General features: G+C 34.4%; 16 protein-coding genes and 1 riboswitch. Of the genes, 11 read left to right on the forward strand and 5 right to left on the reverse strand.

Annotation, left to right across the window (positions count from 1 at the left end; translation table 11 throughout):
* Positions 1-375 precede the first annotated feature (375 nt).
* Positions 376-735: a cupin domain-containing protein gene (locus tag ACIQ2J_RS04995; protein ID WP_396167277.1), complete on the forward strand. Its 360-nt coding sequence runs from the start codon at positions 376-378 to the stop codon at positions 733-735.
* Positions 736-793: 58 nt separating this feature from the next.
* Here the strand turns inward: ACIQ2J_RS04995 and ACIQ2J_RS05000 are convergent, their stop codons facing one another.
* Complete coding sequence (locus ACIQ2J_RS05000) at positions 794-2140, reverse strand: FAD-dependent oxidoreductase (protein ID WP_396167278.1); 1347 nt, start codon at positions 2138-2140, stop codon at positions 794-796.
* A gap of 146 nt (positions 2141-2286) precedes the next feature.
* Here ACIQ2J_RS05000 and ACIQ2J_RS05005 point away from each other — a divergent pair, with 146 nt between their 5' ends.
* Complete coding sequence (locus ACIQ2J_RS05005) at positions 2287-2928, forward strand: flavin reductase family protein (RefSeq protein ID WP_396167279.1); 642 nt, start codon at positions 2287-2289, stop codon at positions 2926-2928.
* A 247-nt stretch (positions 2929-3175) separates the two neighbouring features.
* Here the strand turns inward: ACIQ2J_RS05005 and metK are convergent, their stop codons facing one another.
* Positions 3176-4426, reverse strand: coding sequence for a methionine adenosyltransferase (gene metK / locus ACIQ2J_RS05010; RefSeq protein WP_396167280.1), 1251 nt, complete (start codon positions 4424-4426; stop codon positions 3176-3178).
* 300 nt (positions 4427-4726) lie between these two features.
* Positions 4727-4829: riboswitch (SAM riboswitch) on the forward strand.
* A gap of 403 nt (positions 4830-5232) precedes the next feature.
* On the opposite strand from metK, the gene ACIQ2J_RS05015 reads away from it, so the two are divergent.
* The 3 genes from ACIQ2J_RS05015 to metF all read left to right on the forward strand — a co-directional run bounded on the left by ACIQ2J_RS05015 (position 5233) and on the right by metF (position 9966).
* Complete coding sequence (locus ACIQ2J_RS05015; RefSeq protein WP_396167281.1) at positions 5233-6231, forward strand: homocysteine S-methyltransferase family protein; 999 nt, start codon at positions 5233-5235, stop codon at positions 6229-6231.
* Between the two features lie 31 nt (positions 6232-6262).
* Positions 6263-8938 carry a methionine synthase gene (metH, locus tag ACIQ2J_RS05020; protein ID WP_396167283.1) on the forward strand — a complete coding sequence of 892 codons (2676 nt, stop codon included), beginning with the start codon at positions 6263-6265 and terminating at the stop codon, positions 8936-8938.
* A gap of 71 nt (positions 8939-9009) precedes the next feature.
* On the forward strand, positions 9010-9966 hold the full coding sequence (gene metF / locus ACIQ2J_RS05025) for a methylenetetrahydrofolate reductase [NAD(P)H] (protein WP_396167284.1): 957 nt from the start codon (positions 9010-9012) through the stop codon (positions 9964-9966).
* A 2-nt stretch (positions 9967-9968) separates the two neighbouring features.
* On the opposite strand, the gene ACIQ2J_RS05030 is transcribed toward metF, so the two are convergent.
* The 3 genes from ACIQ2J_RS05030 to gldA form a co-directional block, all read right to left on the reverse strand.
* Complete coding sequence (locus ACIQ2J_RS05030) at positions 9969-10718, reverse strand: head GIN domain-containing protein (protein WP_396167285.1); 750 nt, start codon at positions 10716-10718, stop codon at positions 9969-9971.
* A gap of 4 nt (positions 10719-10722) precedes the next feature.
* Entirely contained in the window at positions 10723-11811 is a 1089-nt protein-coding gene (locus ACIQ2J_RS05035) for an acyloxyacyl hydrolase (protein WP_396167286.1), read from the reverse strand.
* A gap of 352 nt (positions 11812-12163) precedes the next feature.
* Positions 12164-13075, reverse strand: coding sequence for a gliding motility-associated ABC transporter ATP-binding subunit GldA (gene gldA, locus ACIQ2J_RS05040; protein WP_396167287.1), 912 nt, complete (start codon positions 13073-13075; stop codon positions 12164-12166).
* A 285-nt stretch (positions 13076-13360) separates the two neighbouring features.
* Here gldA and ACIQ2J_RS05045 point away from each other — a divergent pair, with 285 nt between their 5' ends.
* The 6 genes from ACIQ2J_RS05045 (at position 13361) to ACIQ2J_RS05070 (ending at position 20435) form a co-directional block, all read left to right on the forward strand.
* The gene (locus ACIQ2J_RS05045; RefSeq protein ID WP_396167288.1) at positions 13361-14443 is read left to right on the forward strand and encodes a chorismate mutase; all 1083 of its coding nucleotides are present in this window, start codon (positions 13361-13363) and stop codon (positions 14441-14443) included.
* A 140-nt stretch (positions 14444-14583) separates the two neighbouring features.
* A complete protein-coding gene (rsgA, locus tag ACIQ2J_RS05050; RefSeq protein WP_396167291.1) occupies positions 14584-15564 on the forward strand; it encodes a ribosome small subunit-dependent GTPase A in 981 nt (326 codons plus the stop codon).
* 114 nt (positions 15565-15678) lie between these two features.
* Positions 15679-16131 (forward strand): D-aminoacyl-tRNA deacylase, encoded by a 453-nt coding sequence (gene dtd, locus ACIQ2J_RS05055; protein ID WP_396167292.1) that lies wholly within the window; start codon positions 15679-15681, stop codon positions 16129-16131.
* A gap of 51 nt (positions 16132-16182) precedes the next feature.
* A complete protein-coding gene (locus ACIQ2J_RS05060) occupies positions 16183-18084 on the forward strand; it encodes a DUF3857 domain-containing protein (RefSeq protein ID WP_396167293.1) in 1902 nt (633 codons plus the stop codon).
* A 5-nt stretch (positions 18085-18089) separates the two neighbouring features.
* Positions 18090-20108, forward strand: a complete 2019-nt coding sequence (locus ACIQ2J_RS05065) for a DUF3857 domain-containing protein (RefSeq protein WP_396167294.1) — start codon at positions 18090-18092, stop codon at positions 20106-20108.
* The gene (locus ACIQ2J_RS05070) at positions 20109-20435 is read left to right on the forward strand and encodes a nucleotide pyrophosphohydrolase (protein ID WP_396167295.1); all 327 of its coding nucleotides are present in this window, start codon (positions 20109-20111) and stop codon (positions 20433-20435) included.
* Positions 20436-20452 lie beyond the last annotated feature (17 nt).

Below are 20452 nucleotides of genomic sequence, written 5' to 3' on the forward strand. Positions count from 1 at the left end.
TTAACATTAGCAGTCCCTAAACTAACAATTATTAATAACTCTAAATACTTATTAATATTGTTTAGAAAAATGATAAAAAAAGGTTAAAATATTATTAATCTTATTTTTATGGATTACTATTTCAAATTATTGAAATAGTAATTAGTCATTTAAAAAGCTAAAAACCAAATTTATTATTTGTTTTTATCCAAAAAAAAATAATATTCGCTTAATATCATTGTTTTTGCAAATGAAACTTAAAATAGAATCCTAATTTTATAGAAATGTGCTTTTTAGTTTTGGTAGAATATAGAAAATTTGTGGTAAATTCACTTCGAAAGCCAAAATAAAATTAACTTTGTAATATAATTGGCAAATTAGCGCCTTTGCGGTAAAATGAAAAAATACTTAATTCAAAAAGCACCTTTTGTAGTTCCTACAACCGACGGCAAACTAATTGAAGAACACCACGGAATACCAACTACTGGAAATCAAGAAATTTCTATTGCACACATGATAGCGCCACCCAAATGGAGTGAGCCTTTTCAAACGCCAGAGTTTGAAGAATACACCTATATCATTTCTGGTAAAAAGCAATTTATTATTGAAGGGGAAACTATAATATTAGAAGCAGGTCAATCTATTAAAATAGATAAAAATACACGAGTGCAATATTCAAATCCGTTTGACGAACCTTGCGAGTATATCGCCATTTGTACTCCGGCATTTGATTTTAACAAAGTACATCGGGAGTGAAATTCCAGTTTTTAAATTCCAAATTCCAGCGATAGTGAAATTTGGAATTTGGAATTTCTTAATTGGAATTTAATAATTTTATAATCAAGTTTTCTACTTCTACTGAATCCCATTTTTCTTCGATGTTTGAAATTTGCATCACTTCGTCCATAATTTTATTTTGGAAATCGCCAATGGCAAGTGCTTCCGAATAGGGTTGCAAACTAAATGTTACTCGGCTGTATAGTGGCATCCATTTATTAGGATGTTTATCGGAGAACCATTTTTCAATTTTCTTTTGTAAAAGGAATTTTTCGTCGGCTGTTTTAGAACTCATTTCTACAAAATTTCTTCTGGAAAGTTCGGTAATAGCATCGGCATTTGGCTTACGTGATTTTTGATATTCTGAAAAAATCATCTTCCAATCATCGCCATACTTAGTAATCAATTCACTTAATACAGTAATATCTTCAAAGCCAGCATTCATTCCGTGACCATAAAAAGGTACAATGGCATGCGCTGAATCGCCAATTAAAGCAACTTTATCTTCATAGGTCCAAGGATAACATTTCATTATTGCCAAATAACTAGTAGGATTTTTAAAGAAATCCTGCACTAAATCGGGAATTACTTCTTTAGTGTCTGGAAAATATTTTGCAAAGAAAGCGACCAAACTTGCTTCATCTTTCAATTGTTCAAAAGAATTTTCTCCTTCAAACGGCATGAACAAAGTACAGGTAAACGTTCCGTCTAGATTAGACAAAGCCATCAACATAAAGTTGCCTCGAGGCCAGATGTGTAGCGAGTTTTTGTCAATTTTATGAGTACCATCTGCATTGGCTGGAATGTGTAATTCCTTATAGCCAATCTTCATGAATTCTTGTGAATAATCAAACATCGATTGCCTTTGCATTCTATGTCTAATCCTAGAAAAAGCCCCATCAGCACCAAAAACCTTATCGTATTTTATATCTTCCCACTCCCCTCTTTCGGATTCGCCAATATGCAAAGTAGCATCGGCTAGAGTGACATCCCATATTTTATGATCAAAAAAGAATTCTACTCCAGCATCTTCTGCCAGATCAATCATTCTACGATTCAATACCCCACGGGATAAGGAAAAAATAGCCTCTCCTTCTTTTCCATAATATTGGTATTGCAAGGTGTCGTCTTGGGTATGGATAGCACGTTTATCTACTGGAATCCCAATTTTTCGGATTTCATTTTCCAAGCCTACGTCTTGCATTGCTTTCCAACCTCGATTGGACATCACAAGGTTGATAGAACGTCCTGAAAATTCTACGGTTCTTATATCCGGACTTCTGTCATAAACATGAACAGTATGTCCTAATTTTTTAAGATATATTGCTAATAAGGTTCCAACTAATCCGGAACCTACGACAGCAATTTTTTGAGGAGTTTGCATTGAATCGAATAAAAAAGTTGAGCAAAATTACAGAATAAATGCATCAATTTACAGGAAACTAATTAAATTCTTGTGTTAAGAATTTATTTTGTTTAGTCTTTTTATATTTTAAATAAACAAAATGTATCTTTGACAAAAATTACAGGATGAGAAATTTCACAAAAGAAGACATTAACGAGATGGATAAAATTAGAAGGTTGAATTTGGTCAATTCTTGTACCGGATATAAATCGGCAAATTTAATTGTAACCAAATCGGCTTCTGGAATTTCTAACGTAGCCGTTTTCAGCAGCGTTACTCACATTGGAAGCAATCCGCCGATGATAAGCTTTATCACTCGCCCACTTTCTGTAAAAAGGGATACCTATACTAACATTAAAGAAGTTGGTTTTTTTACAGTAAATCATATAACCGAAAGCATGATTGTAGCAGCGCACCATACTTCTGCCAATTATGACGAAAACATTTCAGAATTTGATAAAACTAACTTGACTGAAGAGTATAAAGAAGGAATTGCCATTCCTTTTGTAAAGGGAAGTCCTATTCAATTACATTGCAAATACCTCAACGAGTATTATATTAAAGAAAATGATACAGTCCATGTTATAGCCTCTATTGAGAGTTTGTTTTTTGAAGACAATTTACTCCATAAAGATTATTGGCTACAACTAGATAAGGCAAATGTTATTGCAATAAATGGTTTGGATGGATATGCTTTACCCAAACTAATTGACCGATTAGATTACGCTAGACCGGATGTAGAAGCGAAATCAATTTTAGAGAAATAGTGTACTAGTATATTTCATATAGAATTTGAAAAACTGAAAGTTCTAAAGAATTCTAAACGTGTTGCGTGAGGGATGGTAGCGGCATCCTTTGCTTTTTACTGCGAGGTCACGAGCAAAAAAGCAAAGATACAGCGGACAGCCCGACCCGAAGGGGCACGCCATGAAAATTATAATTCAACAATTAAACATAAAAAAACAGCAGTTACCAATTGGAAACTGCTGTTTTTAAGTATAATTAAATAAATTCTTATAAGTTAAAAGCTGCTTTAACTTGGTCTACGAAATCTAATTTTTCCCAAGTAAACAATTCTACGGTTATTGTTTTTTCGTTTCCTCCTGGTGCAGAAAAAGTTTTAGTTACGGTTTCTGGAGTTCTTCCCATGTGTCCGTATGCTGCAGTTTCACTATATATTGGATTTCTTAGTTTTAAACGTTGCTCAATAAAGTACGGACGCATATCAAAGATTCCTTCTACAATAGTGCTAATTGCTCCATCAGTTAAGCCAACTTTAGCAGTTCCGTAGGTATCTACATAAATAGAGGTTGGTTTTGCAACCCCAATTGCATACGAAACTTGAACCAAAACTTGGTCACATAATCCAGCAGCAACTAAGTTTTTAGCAATATGACGTGTTGCATAAGCAGCACTTCTATCTACTTTACTTGGATCTTTTCCTGAGAAAGCACCACCACCGTGAGCACCTTTTCCGCCATAAGTATCTACAATAATTTTTCTACCTGTTAAACCGGTATCGCCGTGAGGTCCACCAATTACAAATTTACCCGTTGGGTTTATATGGTAAGTGATATTGTCGTTAAAAAAATGAGCATATTGCGGATATTTAGCTTTAATTCTAGGAATTAAAATAGAGATTAAATCGCTTTTAATTTTCGCCAACATGATTGCTTCTTCATCAAAATCATCGTGTTGGGTAGAAATTACAATGGCATCAATTCGTTGTGGTTTATTATCGTCCGAATATTCTAAGGTTACTTGTGATTTAGCATCAGGGCGTAGATAGGTAATTTCAGAATTTTCTCTTCTTAAATTAGCCAATTCAATCAATAAAGCATGCGATAAATCTAAAGCCAAAGGCATGTAGTTTTCGGTTTCGTTAGTAGCATAACCAAACATCATCCCTTGGTCACCAGCGCCTTGTTCTTCTTTATTAGCTCTATCCACTCCTTGGTTGATATCGGCAGATTGTTCGTGTATTGCAGAAAGCACGCCACAAGAATTAGCTTCAAACATGTATTCGCTTTTGGTATAACCAATTTTCTTGATTACATCTCTAGCTATCGTTTGCACATCAAGATAAGTGTTCGACTTAACTTCTCCTGCAAGAATAACTTGACCTGTAGTAACTAAGGTTTCGCAAGCTACTTTTGATTCTGGATCAAATGCTAAAAAGTTATCAATTAATGCGTCCGAAATTTGATCCGCAACTTTGTCTGGATGTCCTTCACTCACTGACTCTGACGTAAATAAATATGCCATAATAATTTAGTTTTTATACTGAAAAATCAGTATTAATTAATTTAATTTTTATGAAGAAAAATGAGAATTGCAAAAAAAATACTAAAGAAGAGGTTCTGCTTTAGCATTTTTTAACGAGGTTGCAATCAGTTCAAATTCTTCCTCTTTATTCTGAGTGCAAATGTATGAAATCAAATTGAATTGCAAATTATTATCAAAGTTTTTTTAAAAATTCACTTAAACGTTATAGTTAATTTTTAAAATAAATGTTGTAAATCTAAATTCTATGACCTTACTTTGCACTGTTCTTAAACTTATTGCTTGTTATCACGAAAGCCCGAGGGAATAGACCCGATGAAAGCTTAGCAACCCTACCCTGTAGAAGGTGCTACATTCTAGTTTGAAAATCAAACAAAGATAACCACGAGAAATTCCCTTCTCACTTTCCCCGATAACCTACATAATTGAGTACCGAACTTCCATAAGTCATTTGACTATTGGAATAATTTGGAGCGAATGGCTTGCGCATTTTAGTAAACCATTTTCCCGCTTTTCGTTGCAATCTCGCCAAGAAAAATGGCGAGGATTTCCACTTCAATCGGGGCTAAAGAACCAACCTTTTTTGTAAATATTAAGTTTCCAAAAGAACCATTTCTTAAAAAACTCATATTTCCTAAATGGCTTAAAAAAATAAAGATTTTGCGCCTTTGCGTCTTAGCGAGAATAAAACCTGTTAGCCTTGATAATCCATCGTAAGCTTAGCAGAAAAAAAAATAATCTTTGAGACACTTAGTGAAAACTTAGTGAACCTCTGTGAAATAGAAACTATGACTAAAATAGAACAAGCAATAAAAGAAAGAATCCTAGTGCTCGACGGCGCTATGGGAACCATGTTGCAACGAAACAACTTCTCGGAAGAAGATTTCCGTGGCGAGCGATTTAAAGATTTCCCACATCCCTTAAAAGGCAACAACGACTTACTTTCCATCACCCAACCCGAAGCTGTTAAACAAGTCCACCGTTTGTATTTTCAAGCAGGAGCCGATATTGTAGAAACCAATACCTTCTCAGGAACCACCATCGGAATGGCCGATTACCACCTAGAAGATATCGTCTACGAACTAAATTACCAATCGGCTAAAATTGCCCGAGAAGTAGCCGATGAATTCACCGATAGATCCCGTTTTGTTGCTGGCTCCATAGGACCAACCAACAGAACCGCATCCATGAGTCCAGACGTAAACGATCCAGGATATCGTGCCGTAACTTTTGACGGTTTGCGCATTGCCTACAAACAGCAAGTAGAAGCCTTAATGGATGGTGGTTGCGACGTTTTATTAGTCGAAACAATATTTGATACTTTAAATGCAAAAGCAGCACTTTTTGCCATCGAAGAAGTAAAAGAAGAACGCAATATAAATATTCCCGTAATGGTTTCTGGAACCATCACCGATGCTTCTGGAAGAACCCTTTCAGGTCAAACCGTTGAAGCATTTTTAATCTCCATTGCCCACATTCCGTTGTTAAGCATAGGGTTTAATTGCGCTTTGGGCGCCGACCAATTAAAGCCTTACCTAAAACGTTTGGCAATGAATACCCAATTAAATATATCAGCACATCCCAATGCCGGTTTGCCTAATGCATTTGGTCAATACGATCAAACACCGCTAGAAATGCAAGCCTTAATTAGAGAATATCTAAAAGACAATTTAGTAAACATCATCGGTGGTTGTTGTGGCACAACACCAGAGCACATCAAAGCAATTGCAGACGTTGTCAAAGAATTCCAACCACGCAGCGTAGAGACGCAATTTATTGCGTCTTAAACAATTCATTGCGTCTTAAAACATAATATACATGTCAAAAATAAATTTACAACTTTCCGGTTTAGAGCCACTTTACGTAGATGAAAATTCTATTTTCGTAAATGTTGGTGAACGAACTAATGTAACAGGTTCTCGTAAATTCCTTCGATTAATAAAAGAAGAAAAGTACGAAGAAGCACTTTCAGTAGCAAGAGAACAAGTAGAAGGTGGCGCACAAATCATCGATGTTAATATGGATGAAGGAATGTTAGATGGTGTTTACGCCATGACTAAATTTCTAAATCTAATTGCTGCCGAACCCGATATTGCTCGAGTTCCTGTGATGATTGATAGTTCCAAATGGGAAATCATTGAAGCAGGTTTGAAAGTTATTCAAGGAAAAGGGGTTGTCAATTCTATTTCTTTAAAAGAAGGAGAAGCGCAATTTATCCACCATGCCAAATTAATAAAACGATATGGTGCAGCGGTAATCATAATGGCATTTGACGAAAACGGTCAAGCCGATACTTACGAAAGACGTATAGAAATTTGCAAAAGAAGTTATGATATTCTGGTAAATGAAGTGCATTTTCCAGCGCAAGACATCATTTTTGATCCGAATATTTTTCCGGTTGCAACCGGAATGGACGAACATAAATTAAACGCATTAGATTTCTTCAAAGCCACCAAATGGATTCGTGAAAATCTTCCTTATGCAGGAGTTTCCGGTGGCGTGAGTAATGTTTCCTTTTCGTTTCGTGGTAACGATAAAGTACGTGAGGCCATGCATTCGGCTTTTTTATACCATGCCATCCAAAACGGAATGACCATGGGAATCGTAAACCCAGAAATGCTTGAAATTTACGATCAAATTGACAAAACACTATTAGAACATGTAGAAGATGTACTACTAAATAGAAGAGAAGATGCCACCGAGAGATTATTGGATTTAGCAGAAACTTTTAAAGGTATCCTTTCCCACCCTTCGGGGGGGATTAAGGGGGGGATGGAATGGCGCAATGGTTCTATTCAAGAACGACTAACCCATTCGTTAGTAAAAGGGATTGATGAATTCATTGAAATGGATGTTGAGGAAGCACGATTAGAAGCCAACAAAGCCATTGAAGTTATCGAAGTAAACCTAATGGCAGGAATGAATGTGGTGGGAGATTTATTCGGAAGCGGAAAAATGTTTTTACCACAAGTTGTAAAATCGGCTCGTGTGATGAAAAAAGCAGTGGCGCAGCTTTTGCCCTTCATTGAACTTGAAAAAGATAGTTCTGCTTCGTCAAGTAATGGAAAAATTTTAATGGCAACCGTAAAAGGCGATGTACACGATATTGGAAAAAATATTGTTGCAGTAGTTTTAGGTTGTAATAATTTTGAAATTATTGATTTAGGTGTTATGGTTCCACCAGAAAAAATTATCCAAGCAGCAATGGAACATAATGTAGATATTATTGGACTTAGTGGTTTGATTACACCATCGCTTGACGAAATGGTTTATTTGGCTAAAGAATTAGACAAATTAAATATCAAAATTCCAATTATGATTGGAGGCGCAACTACTTCCCGTGCCCATACGGCTGTGAAAATTGCACCCGAATACAAACAAACGGTGGTTCACGTAAACGATGCTTCAAGAGCGGTAACGGTAGCAAGTAATTTATTGCAAGCCGAAACCAAAGACAGCTATGTGAAAGCCATCCGAGAAGAATATGATGCACTTCGAGAAGGATATTTAAACAGAAGTCGCGATAAAAATTACCTTTCTATAGAAGCCGCACGAAAAAATAAATTGCAATTAAATTGGGACAATTTCAATCCAGTAAAACCAAATTTTTTCGGAACCAAAACTATGGAAGTAGATTTGTCCGAATTAGTTGATTTTATCGATTGGACACCTTTTTTCAGTTCGTGGGAATTATATGGAAAATATCCTGCTATTTTAACAGATGAAGTAGTTGGCGAACAAGCAACCAATTTATTTGCTGATGCACAAGAAATGTTGCAGAAAATTGTATCCGAAAAATGGCTAACCGCGAAAGGAATTCTAGGCATTTTTCCTGCAAATACTATAAACGATGATGACATAGAAGTTAAACTTCCATCTTCCATCTTCCATCTTCTAACTTTAAGACAACAATCCCAAAAAACTGCAGGAGCTCCTAATATTGCTTTGGCCGATTTTGTTGCGCCAAAAGATTCTGGAAAACAAGATTATATAGGATGCTTTTGTGTAACAACAGGTTTTGGCGTTGACGAAAAAGCATCCGAATTTGAAACACAATTAGACGACTATAATTCCATTTTAGTAAAAGCATTAGGCGATAGATTGGCGGAAGCCTTTGCCGAATATTTGCATTTAAAAGTTCGAAAAGAAATTTGGGGTTATGCATCCGATGAAAATTTATCCAATCAAGATTTAATTTCCGAAGAATACAAAGGAATTCGACCTGCACCAGGTTATCCGGCATGTCCAGACCATTTGGAAAAACCAACCATTTGGAAATTACTAAACGTCGAACAAGAAATAGGCGTACGATTAACCGAAAGCATGGCGATGTGGCCAGCATCTTCGGTATCGGGTTACTATTTTGCAAATCCAGAAAGCAAGTATTTCGGACTCGGAAAAATAAAAGAAGATCAAGTAATAGATTACGCCAAACGAAGAGGAATTTCTACCGAAAAAGCAAACAAATGGCTAAGTCCAAATATAGCAGATTAACCAAGGTTGAAGGTAGTAGCGAGTAGGAAGAACCTACAACCTACAACCCACAACCCACAACCTAAAAAATCATGAAAGTAACACAACACATAGAAAACGCACAAGGAAAACCATTATTTTCTTTTGAAATTTTACCACCTTTAAAAGGGCAAAACATCCAATCTATTTTTGATAGTATCGATCCATTAATGGAATTCAACCCTCCGTTTATTGACGTTACCTATCATCGGGAAGAATACGAATTTAAAGAATTGCCAAGCGGTTTATTGCAAAAGAAAATTGTAAAAAAACGTCCGGGAACGGTTGGAATTTGTGCTGGAATTCAAAATAAATATTCGGTGGATGCTATTCCACATATTTTATGTGGTGGCTTTACTAAAGAAGATACCGAAAATTTATTAATCGATTTAGATTTTCTAGGAATTGATAATGTGGTAGCGCTTCGTGGCGATGCTTTAAAAAACGAAACCTATTTCAAACCCGAAAAAGAAGGAAATGAATTTGCATCCGATTTGGTATTGCAAGTCAATAATTTGAATAACGGAATTTACCTGGATGAAGATTTAAAAAATTCGGCTAAAACCAATTTTTGCATTGGCGTTGCAGGCTATCCAGAAAAACACATGGAAGCTCCAAGTTTGGATAGTGACATTCATTTTTTGAAAGAAAAAATCCGAAATGGCGCGCAATACATCATCACTCAAATGTTTTTCGATAATAAAAAATTCTTTGATTTTGTTGCTAAATGCCGTGCTGCTGGAATAACAGTTCCAATTATTCCAGGTTTAAAACCAATTGCAACCAAAAAACAACTGAATTTAATTCCGCATCGATTTAGCATAGAAATGCCCGATGATTTAATTATGGCTGTAGTAAAAGCTAAAGATAACGACCACGTTAAACAAATAGGAATTGAATGGTGTATCGAACAAAGTAAAGAATTAGTTGCTGCTGGAATTCCAGTATTGCATTATTATTCTATGGGGAAAGCCGAGAATATTAAGGCTATTGCAAATGAAGTTTTTTAAACCTAATTATAAATTACATGCCCTTGATACAATTGCTGCACCTCAACAATTGGCGGGTTGTTCTTCAGAAGAATATCTCCAGTGCTCACCATTTTTCCGGTGATGCTTTGCATAGGTCGTACTATCATATCGTTAGATCCTCGATGGTACACTTTTATAGTTTGTGACGTTAAATTGGAAGCATCAATTCGTCCATCGCCTGCATATAAATTCAAGTTTGCTTCATTGGTAGTGCCCGAAATAAAATACCGAGACACATTATTATTTTCTACCACCAATTGCGAATTGTTAAGGGTTAAATAAAAATCTCCCGTACCAGCACCTTCCTCACCATCGGCATCTTTATCTAAGGCAAAAATCCGCAAGGTTGGATAGGTTAATGTCCCATTAGAACTAATATTCCGCTCGGTTTTAGAATAAATTTCTTCTAAATTTGGCGTGGTAACATATACCGTAGTTTGTCCATATTCGCGCAACCAATTACAAGTAGTATTGTCGGTAAACACCAATTGATTATCGTTTTGTGTAACCGAAACATTATCGATTAAGTTACTTCCCGATTTAATCTCCACTTTGTATTCTGGTCCTTCTGTAATCACAACAGCAATACCGCGATACACTTTTATCCGTGTAAACGGATTTACAGGAATTGTTCTAGTCACCATATCTCCAGTGCTTTCGTAGCATTCGCTTGGCTTTTCACAGGAAATAAAAACCAATAAAAAACTCAATAAAATAATTATTTTTCTCATAATTCTATAATCTTACACCAACTCCAAATTCCAAAGCCTCTGCCAAAAACATATGTGTTTTTACAGAAAAACTAGTATATATTTTCGGAGTGAAATGGTATTTGAATCCAACTCGGTCATAAAGAGCGATGTCATTTACAAACGGGCGATAAACATAATAGCCCACCTGTGCTTCCAAGGAAATTTTATTCACAAACAACTCATATCCCACAAATAAACCAATTCTTTTGAAATCGGTATTCGGGTCAATATTCAATTCCGTATAGGCATTGGCTTTGTATTTTATATAATCCTTAAACGAATTGGTCAAGAAAAGTTCGGTACCCAATTGCAAAGCACTTTTTCTATTAAACCGTTTGTCAACAAAAAAAGAAGCATGGTAAAACGGATGTTGCCCACTTCCAATAACCTGACTTTCATTAGAACCACTGCGCAAAACGAAATTATATTTTAGCGGTTCGCTATAGTCTTTTTTAACCGCAACAGTGTCAATGTTTCTAGTTGTGTTCTTTGAAAAATCATAATTCACGCCAACATTCAGAAAAAAAGTATTGATGCCACTGTTGGGTGATTTAGTTCTACCGTTAGAAAAATGCGTAAAAAGCAAACCAGCCTGAAGGCCTAATTTATCTATAAGTCGCTCCTTTTTATAAAACAATCCAAAAATAGTGTTACCCATCAAAGTCGATCCAAATGCTTTGTTTTTACTGTTTTCAACCTTGTTATACGGATTCGTGGCATAACCAACCCCCTGCGCAACTTTTAGTTCCAAACTTCTATTAAAGAAATAAAAATTATATAAAACTCCAGCCGCATAAACCTTTCCAAGAAAATCATTATTGTAATTTTGATATTCCAAATACACCCCATAATCCGGGAAATTATAGGCCGAATGCCATTCGTCTTTACCGTGCGTTTGCTTAATGAAACTAAGCATCAACCCGTCGGCATGTCCCTGTAAATGGTATAAATCTTTGGTGTGCGGAATAACATTTCCCTGCAAAAACGAAACTTCTAGCGCATTGGTATCGTTATTTTTCTGCCCAAAAACAGTCAATGAAAATAAAAAAAGTATAAAAGAAAACCTTCCCATCCTAAAATTTTAGTGGCACAAATATAATAGAATAAGTTTATCTATTGCCATTTAAGTTGTCAAGAAATTAGTAGCGAAACTTTAGGCATTTTAGTAAGCCATTTTCCGGCTATCCGTTGCAAGTTTTTTCATGTCAAGCTATTTTTGTAAGCTATAAAAATAGCTTCCTATGGTCGCTATTTTCTAGCAACAAAAAATTAGCTTTCCATTTCAAAAAGCTTTCCACTTCTATCCGGGCTAAAAAAGAAACATTGTTTTGTGAAATCTCCGTTTATGAATCACTAATCGTAATACTTCAACAGTAATTAAAGAAAAACTGACGCAATACGCTAAACTTCGTACCTCGTACCTTTTACCTCGTACCTTTTTCAGACGTTTTTTCTCTAAAAATCTCCTCCAAGTTTTTGCTTTTCAAGTTTAGTTGTAAGGTCTTCAATCCATTTTCTTGAGCAAAGTCAAATACCGAGGAACGGCAGTCGTTTTCGGTTTCAAAAGTCAATTCCCAAACTTTATCGTGGGTATTTTTATAGGATTTTAATTCCGATAATTTAGAAAATAAAGCTTCGTCAACCACTTTGTCAAATTCCACTTCAATCACTTGTTCCTTAATTTCAGAAACCAATTTGTCTAGTTTTTTGTCGGTAACTATTTTCCCGTTGTTGATGATAATTACTCTATCGCAAATGGCTTCTACTTCCTGCATGATGTGCGTAGAAAGAAAAACAGTTTTGTTTTTGCCTACATTTTTAATCACATTTCTAATCTCCACCAATTGATTCGGATCCAATCCTGTGGTAGGTTCGTCCAAAATCAAAACATCGGGATTGTGTAACAATGCCGTTGCCAATCCCACTCTTTGGCGGTATCCTTTAGACAATTCGCCTATTTTTTTATGACTTTCTGAAGTTAATCCAGTCAATTGAATCACTTCTTCAATTCGAGATTTGGCCACTTTATACACATCGGCATTAAAAGCCAAATATTCCCGAACATACAAATCCAAATACAACGGATTGTGCTCTGCCAAATATCCAACCGAAAGTTGTACTGCTTTTTGATTTTCGTTTACATCATTGCCATTTACCAAGGCAGTACCTTCATCGGCATTAATATAAGTAGTCAAAATTTTCATCAAAGTAGATTTTCCGGCACCATTCGGACCCAGAAAACCAACAATTTCTCCTTTTTTTACCGAAAACGAAACGTTGTCTAGCGCTTTTTGAGCGCCATAACTTTTGGAAATATTTTGAACTTCTATAGACATAACTTGATATTTGAAGCAAATGTAATAATTAATAAAGGAAATCTAAAAACGATTAAAACTTATAACGGATAATAAATGATTTTATGATTTAAAAAAAGGAATTTCTAAGAAATCGTTGTACTGAACTGTCCAAAATCACTCGTATATTAATTATTTAACGCACATTTGGTAAATGTTTTTACGTTAGTTCCTATAGGTTTACTAATTTTGTCTAAAATTTAAAATTTGAGAGTAAGCCAGAAGATTTCTTCCAACTTCCAACTCCCTTCTTCCAACTAAAATACCATGGAAAACAATAAAGAAATGCGAACTTGGTTAAATGATTTCCATTTACCACATCCAATAGTAATTGCTGGGCCTTGTAGTGCTGAGACGGAAGAACAAGTATTGAAAATTGCCCACGAATTGAAAGATTCTAAAGTATCGATTTTTCGTGCTGGGATTTGGAAACCAAGAACACGCCCAGGTGGATTTGAAGGTGTTGGTGAAATCGGATTGAAGTGGTTGCAAAAAGCCAAAGCCGAAACTGGCTTGCTTATGGCGGTGGAAGTTGCCAATGCGGCTCACGTAAAATTGGCGTTAGAACACGATATCGATGTGCTTTGGATTGGTGCAAGAACCACGGTGAATCCATTTGCCGTGCAAGAAATTGCCGATGCATTGCAAAATACCGATAAAATTGTTTTGGTAAAAAACCCTGTAAACCCCGATTTGGCTTTGTGGATTGGTGGTGTAGAACGTTTGTATAATGCCGGAATCAAAAAATTAGGAGTCATCCACAGGGGGTTTTCTACTTATGAAAAAACAAAATACCGAAACAATCCCGAATGGCAAATTGCGATTGATTTCCAACATAAATTCCCCGATATACCTTTAATTATCGATCCTTCGCATATAACCGGAAATCGCGATATGATTTTTCAAGTGGCGCAAGAGGCACTCGATTTGAATTACGATGGAATGATTATCGAAACCCACATCGATCCAGACAATGCTTGGAGTGACAAAGCCCAACAAGTAACACCAACTCAATTAAAGAAAATTATTTCCGATTTAACCATCCGAAAAGAAACGGATGATGCTGACGATTACCAACAACGATTGAACCAACTTAGAGGAAAAATCGATGAATTTGATGCTAAATTATTAGAGGTAATTGGTAAAAGAATGAAAGTTGCCGCTAGTATTGGTGCCTTGAAAAAAGAAAAAAATGTTGCTGTATTACAAAACAAACGTTGGAACGAAGTTTTAGATAAAATGATTGCCGATGGAAGCCAAAAAGGATTGAGCGAAGAATTTATTGTGCAATTTTTTAAAGCAATTCATCAAGAAAGTATTACCCATCAAGAGAAAATATTTAATTCATAAAGAGTTCTAGGTTTTAGGTTCTGGGTTTTAGGTCTAAGTATAATAAACTAAAATTAGTTTTATCTATATTTGCAAGACCTAGAACTCAAGATCTAGAGCATAAAACCTAGAACCTAGAACTTACAACCCACAACCAAAATATGACCGGACTTGTTTATAAATCTACTGGAAGTTGGTACACCGTGAAATCGGAGGAAGGCGTTTTTATGGAATGTCGTATCAAAGGGAAATTCCGAATTAAAGGCATCAAAAGCACTAACCCAATTGCGGTTGGCGATTTGGTAGATTATGAATTAGACGAAACTTCCGATGTTACCACAGGAACCATCCACCATATTCACGACAGGAAAAATTATATTGTACGGAAATCGGTTAATTTGTCGCATCAAATGCACATTATTGCATCCAATTTAGATTACGTTTTTCTATTAATTACGATAGACAATCCACCAACAACCTTCAATTTTATAGATCGATTTTTGGTTACGGCAGAGGCTTATGGTATTACTACGATTTTGGTTTTCAATAAAATAGACACTCTTGAAGGAGCAACCTTAGACGAACAGTTGTACATGCAGCATGTTTATCAGGAAATTGGTTACCAATGCCTTAGAGTTTCTTCTACCGAAAATAAAGGTGTAGATGAATTAAAAGGAATAATGAAAGATAAAATCACGATGTTTTCTGGTCATTCGGGAGTAGGAAAATCTACTTTAGTAAATGCTTTAGAACCTAGTTTGCATCTAAAAACCAAAACCATATCCGAACAAAGTAAACAAGGACAACATACCACCACTTTTGCTGAAATGTACGATTTGTCGTTTGACGCCAAAATCATCGATACCCCAGGAATCAAAGGTTTCGGAATTGTGGACATGGAAAAAGAAGAAATAAGTGGCTATTTTCCGGAGTTTTTCAAATTAAAAGACCAATGTAAATTCAATAATTGTCTGCACAAAGAAGAGCCCCATTGCGCCATCAAAAAAGCATTAGAAGAAGATAAAATTTCTTGGACTCGTTACAATAGTTATATAAAAATCCTTGAAGGTGATGATGAAAATTACCGCACCGATATTTATAATGACGATAGAATTGCAAGCGACGAAACCAGAAATAAGTAGAGACGCGATTTATCGCGTCTGAATATTATATTGATTTATCGCATCTAAATATTATATTGATTTATCGCGTCTGAATATTATATTAATTTATCGACTTTAAAAAGATTAATTTTCATGAAAGCCGTAATCCAAAGAGTTTCTCAAGCATCTGTAACTATAGATTCTAAAATAGTAGCCGAAATCCAAAAAGGGTTGCTGGTTCTGGTTGGAGTTGAAGATGCCGACACGCAAGAAGACATCCTTTGGCTGACATCTAAAATTGCAAACCTCCGCATCTTTGAAGATGAAAAGGAAGTAATGAATCTTTCGGTAAAAGATTGCAATGGCGATATTATTGTGGTAAGTCAATTTACGCTTCATGCTTCCACTAAAAAGGGCAACCGTCCTTCCTATATTAAAGCCGCAAAACCAGAAATTGCAATCCCACTTTATGAGAAATTTATCGCCCAACTCGAACAAGAAATAGGAAAAAAACTACAAACAGGAAAATTCGGTGCCGACATGAAAGTACTGTTATTAAACGATGGCCCTGTAACTATAGTAATGGACACTAAAAATAAAGAATAAAACACAATAAATTTTAAATAAAAATGTTATTTTTGGATAAATACTTCTAAGATGCATTGTAAATTTTCCGTTCCGTTATTTTTTCTTTTTTGTAATTTAATTGTTGCACAAAACACTAATTATTCAGTAGTAACTATTCCTGAAAATTTAAAAGAAAATGCAAATAGTGTTATTCGTTACCAATCTATTGATATTAGTATCACTTCTCAAAAATCATATGTAAAAACTACTAGCAAAGCAATTACGGTTCTAAATCCTAAAGGGATTAACAATATTGACGCGAAAGAATATTATGGTGATTCCGAAAAAGTAAATTTTATTGAAGCTACTATTTATAATGCTTTTGGAATGGAAGTGAAAAAAATCAAACGAAAAGACTTTAAAGATCAAAGCGTTTCCGATGGGTTTACTATTTCCAATGAACGTGTCCTTTACTTAGATTATACCCCAACCGATTATCCTTTTACTGTAGTTTTCACTAGCGAAACTAAGAACAGCAATACCGCTTTTATTCCAGGTTGGAGTCCAATTGACGACTATTTGGAAAGCGTTCAAAAATCAGAATTTACTATACATTATACTCCCGATTTAGGGTTTAAATACAAAGAATATAATTTTACAGGTCGCACCATAAATAAATCTGAAAAAGAAGGAATTATTACTTTTTCTGCAGAAAATTTAGAAGCCGAAAAACAAGAGGAGTACTCTCCGTCTCCTAGTAAATTTTGGCCCGAAGTTAAATTTGGACTGGAAAAATTTTATTTGGAAGGAGTTGAAGGTACTGCTAAAACTTGGAAAGAATATGGGGCATGGGTTTATAACGCTTTATTAACAGGAACCGAAGAATTATCCGATGAAACCAAAATTAAAATAAAAGCATTAGTAGGTGCTGAGACCGATCCAATAAAAAAAGCAAAAATTGTTTACCAATATATGCAGGATAAAACCCGGTATGTTAGTATTCAATTAGGAATTGGAGGCTGGAAGCCCATGCTAGCCAAAGATATAGATAGATTGGGTTATGGTGATTGTAAAGCTCTCTCTAATTATATGCGGGTTTTGCTTAAAACCGTAGGAGTAGAAGCTTTTTATACCGTGATTTTTGGAGATAAAACTAAAAGAGATTTCAAACAAGATTTTGTTGCGATGCAAGGAAACCATGCGATATTAACACTTCCATACAAAGATAAAAATCTCTTTTTGGAATGCACTAATCAAACTTTGCCTTTTGGTTTTCAAGGAGATTTTACCGACGATCGTTATGCTTTAAAGGTTACACCTGATGGAGGTGAAATAATTAAAACAGATGAATTTAACGAAAAAAAAAGTTCCCAAATCTCTAAAGGCAATTACTCTATTGATTTAGATGGGAATATTTCTGGTAAAGTAATTATTAAATCGGATGGGATTCAATACGACAATATTTACATGCTAGAAAAAAAATCCAAAGAAGGCATTGATGAATATTATAAAAATCATTTCTATTGGATTAATAATTTAAAAATGAATAAAATAAAATTCAACAACAATAATGAAAATGTTGAATTTATAGAAGATTTACAAATTTCTGCACTAGCTTATGGAAAAAGCAATGCAGGTATGATGATGGTGCCAATTAATGTTTTTAATCAAAATGCGTCAATTCCGCAAAGGTATCGCAATAGAAAAAATCCATTTGAAATTTCAAGAGGCTATTATGATGAAGATGAAATAGAAGTAACCATTCCCGAAGGATTTAAATTAGAGGTTAAACCAGAAAATTTGGAACTTAAAGATAAATTTGGAACTTATAAAATGGAATTGGCAGTGCTAAGTCCGAACAAGCTTTTATACAAACGTTCTTTTCTAGCCAATAAAGGATATTATGAAAAAGAAGAATACGAAAATTATCGAAAATTTAGAGAACAAATAGCAAAAGCAGATAACTCAAAAATTGTACTGACTAAAATATAATACTTATGAAAAAATTTACCACATTATTAGCTGTATTTATTACATTTCTTACCACCGTTCAAGCTCAAAAACGGGAACTCGGCAATGTAACCATAGAGGAACTTAAAGAAAAAATACATCCTAAAGATTCTTCAGCTGCAGCAGCCTATATTTTTAATAAAGGGAAAACCTATTTTCAATTTTCTGAAAACACAGGTTTTTCTTTAGTCACAGATGTAGAGGTTAAAATTAAGATTTATAAAAAAGAAGGTTATGATTGGGCAAATAAATCTGTAAATTATTATGTTGGTAATAATAACAATAGTTCCAAAGAAACAGTAGTTATTAATAAGGCAGCAACTTATAATTTAATTAATGGTAAAATTGAAAAAACAAAATTAAAAAGTGAAGGAGAATTTTCAGAAAGCATTAATAAATTTTGGAATGTAAAAAAAATAACGCTGCCCGATGTTAAAGAAGGCTCAATAATTGAATATTCATACACTATAAAATCTCCGTTTATATCAAATTTACCAGATTGGGGCTTTCAGAAAACAATTCCTGTAAATTATTCTGAATTTAAAACTGAAATACCAGAATATTTTATTTACAATCCATTTTTTAAGGGTAGTTTAACACCAAAGATAGAAAAAAATGGAGTTAATAAAACAATAACGTTAAATAATAAAGAAAGAAGTGATGGGTATGTTACAAGTACTCAGTTTAGTACGGAGACTATTAATTATATTGAAAATCATACTTTATATGTGCTTGAAAATATAGCTGCAATAAAGAATGAAGGATTTGTAAATAATTTAGACAATTATCTTTCTACTGTAAGTAATGAATTAATTTCGAAACAAATGCCCAATCAAACATATACCAATTTCGCAACAAATTGGGAAGATGTGTCTAAAAACATCTACGAAAATGATGATTTTGGCCCTCAACTCAACAAGAATAATTATTTCGAAGACGATCTGAAAACTTTATTACAAGGATTAACAACCTTCGAAGAAAAGTCAGCTGCTATATTTAATTTTGTGCAATCGCGAATGGTTTGGAATAAATCCTTCAGTTATATTTGTGATTCTGGGGTAAAAAAAGCTTATCAAGAAAAAACTGGTAATACTGCAGATATAAACTTAATGTTAGTATCAATGTTGCGATATGCAAATTTAGATGCCAATCCAGTATTATTAAGTACTCGAAATAATGGTATTGCACTTTATCCAAGTAGAACAGCATTTAATATGGTTATTGCTTCAGTTGTATTAAATAATAAAATAGTTTTATTGGATGCCACTAGTAAATATTCACAACCAAACATTTTACCTTTACGAGATTTAAATTGGTTTGGTAGAATAATTCGAAAAGACGGCACTTCGGATATGATTGATTTAATGCCCGAAAGTATTTCTCAAGATGTTGTAAATGTAATTGCCACTATAGATACGAATGGGCAGATAACAGGGAAATTTAGGGAACAATATTTAGATTACTACGCATTACGATTTAGAGAAAGTTATACTGGATTAGCAAAGGAAAGTATTGTTGAAAAAATAGAAAAATCTCATAGTGGTCTTGAGGTTGAAGATTATGAATTAACTACCGACCCTAACTTAAACGAATCTGTAATTGAAAAATATACTTTTAAAAACTCCAATTCCTCTGAGATTATTGGCAATAAAATATATATTTCTCCATTGTTACATTTAGTATCAACAGAAAATCCATTCAAACAAGAAACAAGAGAATATCCAATTGATTTCTCATTTCCATTTAAAGATAAATACATGATAAGCATTACTATACCGGATGGTTATCAACTTGAAAGTATACCAAAACCTATTTCTATTTCTATGGATAAAGAATATGGAAATTTCAGTTTTACAACATCCAATTCAGATAATCAGGTGCAAATAATTGTTGTATTAAGTATTAATGCGTCCATTATACCTCCAGATGATTACAGCACCTTAAAAGAATTTTTTAAAATTATAGTAGATAAAGAAAATGAAAAAATTGTATTAATAAAGAAATAAATGAACCTAAAAAACTCCCAACTAGAAGTAGACAACTGGATAAAAAACCATGGCGTTCGTTATTTTAACGAACTTACCAATATGGCGCAACTTACTGAAGAGGTAGGTGAAGTAGCCCGAATCATTGCCCGTCGTTATGGCGAACAATCCGAGAAAGAATCCGATAAAAATAAAGACCTTGGTGAAGAACTTGCCGATGTGGTTTTTGTAGTATTATGTCTAGCAAACCAAACCGGAATAGACCTTCAATCCGCCTTCGATAAAAAACTAGATTTGAAAACCAATCGCGACCATGATCGGCATCAAAACAATGAAAAATTAAAGTAGTATTAAGATAAGAGTAT

Origin of the sequence: Flavobacterium sp., assembly GCF_044357305.1 — a bacterium.
GTDB lineage: Bacteria > Bacteroidota > Bacteroidia > Flavobacteriales > Flavobacteriaceae > Flavobacterium.

What these genes read in the sequence shown, in the direction of transcription:
- ACIQ2J_RS04995 (WP_396167277.1), top strand. Translation starts at nt 376, where the DNA reads ATGAAAAAATACTTAATTCAAAAAGCACCTTTTGTAGTTCCTACAACC.
- ACIQ2J_RS05000 (WP_396167278.1), bottom strand. Translation starts at nt 2,140, where the DNA reads ATGCAAACTCCTCAAAAAATTGCTGTCGTAGGTTCCGGATTAGTTGGA.
- ACIQ2J_RS05005 (WP_396167279.1), top strand. Translation starts at nt 2,287, where the DNA reads ATGAGAAATTTCACAAAAGAAGACATTAACGAGATGGATAAAATTAGA.
- metK (WP_396167280.1), bottom strand. Translation starts at nt 4,426, where the DNA reads ATGGCATATTTATTTACGTCAGAGTCAGTGAGTGAAGGACATCCAGAC.
- ACIQ2J_RS05015 (WP_396167281.1), top strand. Translation starts at nt 5,233, where the DNA reads ATGACTAAAATAGAACAAGCAATAAAAGAAAGAATCCTAGTGCTCGAC.
- metH (WP_396167283.1), top strand. Translation starts at nt 6,263, where the DNA reads ATGTCAAAAATAAATTTACAACTTTCCGGTTTAGAGCCACTTTACGTA.
- metF (WP_396167284.1), top strand. Translation starts at nt 9,010, where the DNA reads ATGAAAGTAACACAACACATAGAAAACGCACAAGGAAAACCATTATTT.
- ACIQ2J_RS05030 (WP_396167285.1), bottom strand. Translation starts at nt 10,718, where the DNA reads ATGAGAAAAATAATTATTTTATTGAGTTTTTTATTGGTTTTTATTTCC.
- ACIQ2J_RS05035 (WP_396167286.1), bottom strand. Translation starts at nt 11,811, where the DNA reads ATGGGAAGGTTTTCTTTTATACTTTTTTTATTTTCATTGACTGTTTTT.
- gldA (WP_396167287.1), bottom strand. Translation starts at nt 13,075, where the DNA reads ATGTCTATAGAAGTTCAAAATATTTCCAAAAGTTATGGCGCTCAAAAA.
- ACIQ2J_RS05045 (WP_396167288.1), top strand. Translation starts at nt 13,361, where the DNA reads ATGGAAAACAATAAAGAAATGCGAACTTGGTTAAATGATTTCCATTTA.
- rsgA (WP_396167291.1), top strand. Translation starts at nt 14,584, where the DNA reads ATGACCGGACTTGTTTATAAATCTACTGGAAGTTGGTACACCGTGAAA.
- dtd (WP_396167292.1), top strand. Translation starts at nt 15,679, where the DNA reads ATGAAAGCCGTAATCCAAAGAGTTTCTCAAGCATCTGTAACTATAGAT.
- ACIQ2J_RS05060 (WP_396167293.1), top strand. Translation starts at nt 16,183, where the DNA reads ATGCATTGTAAATTTTCCGTTCCGTTATTTTTTCTTTTTTGTAATTTA.
- ACIQ2J_RS05065 (WP_396167294.1), top strand. Translation starts at nt 18,090, where the DNA reads ATGAAAAAATTTACCACATTATTAGCTGTATTTATTACATTTCTTACC.
- ACIQ2J_RS05070 (WP_396167295.1), top strand. Translation starts at nt 20,109, where the DNA reads ATGAACCTAAAAAACTCCCAACTAGAAGTAGACAACTGGATAAAAAAC.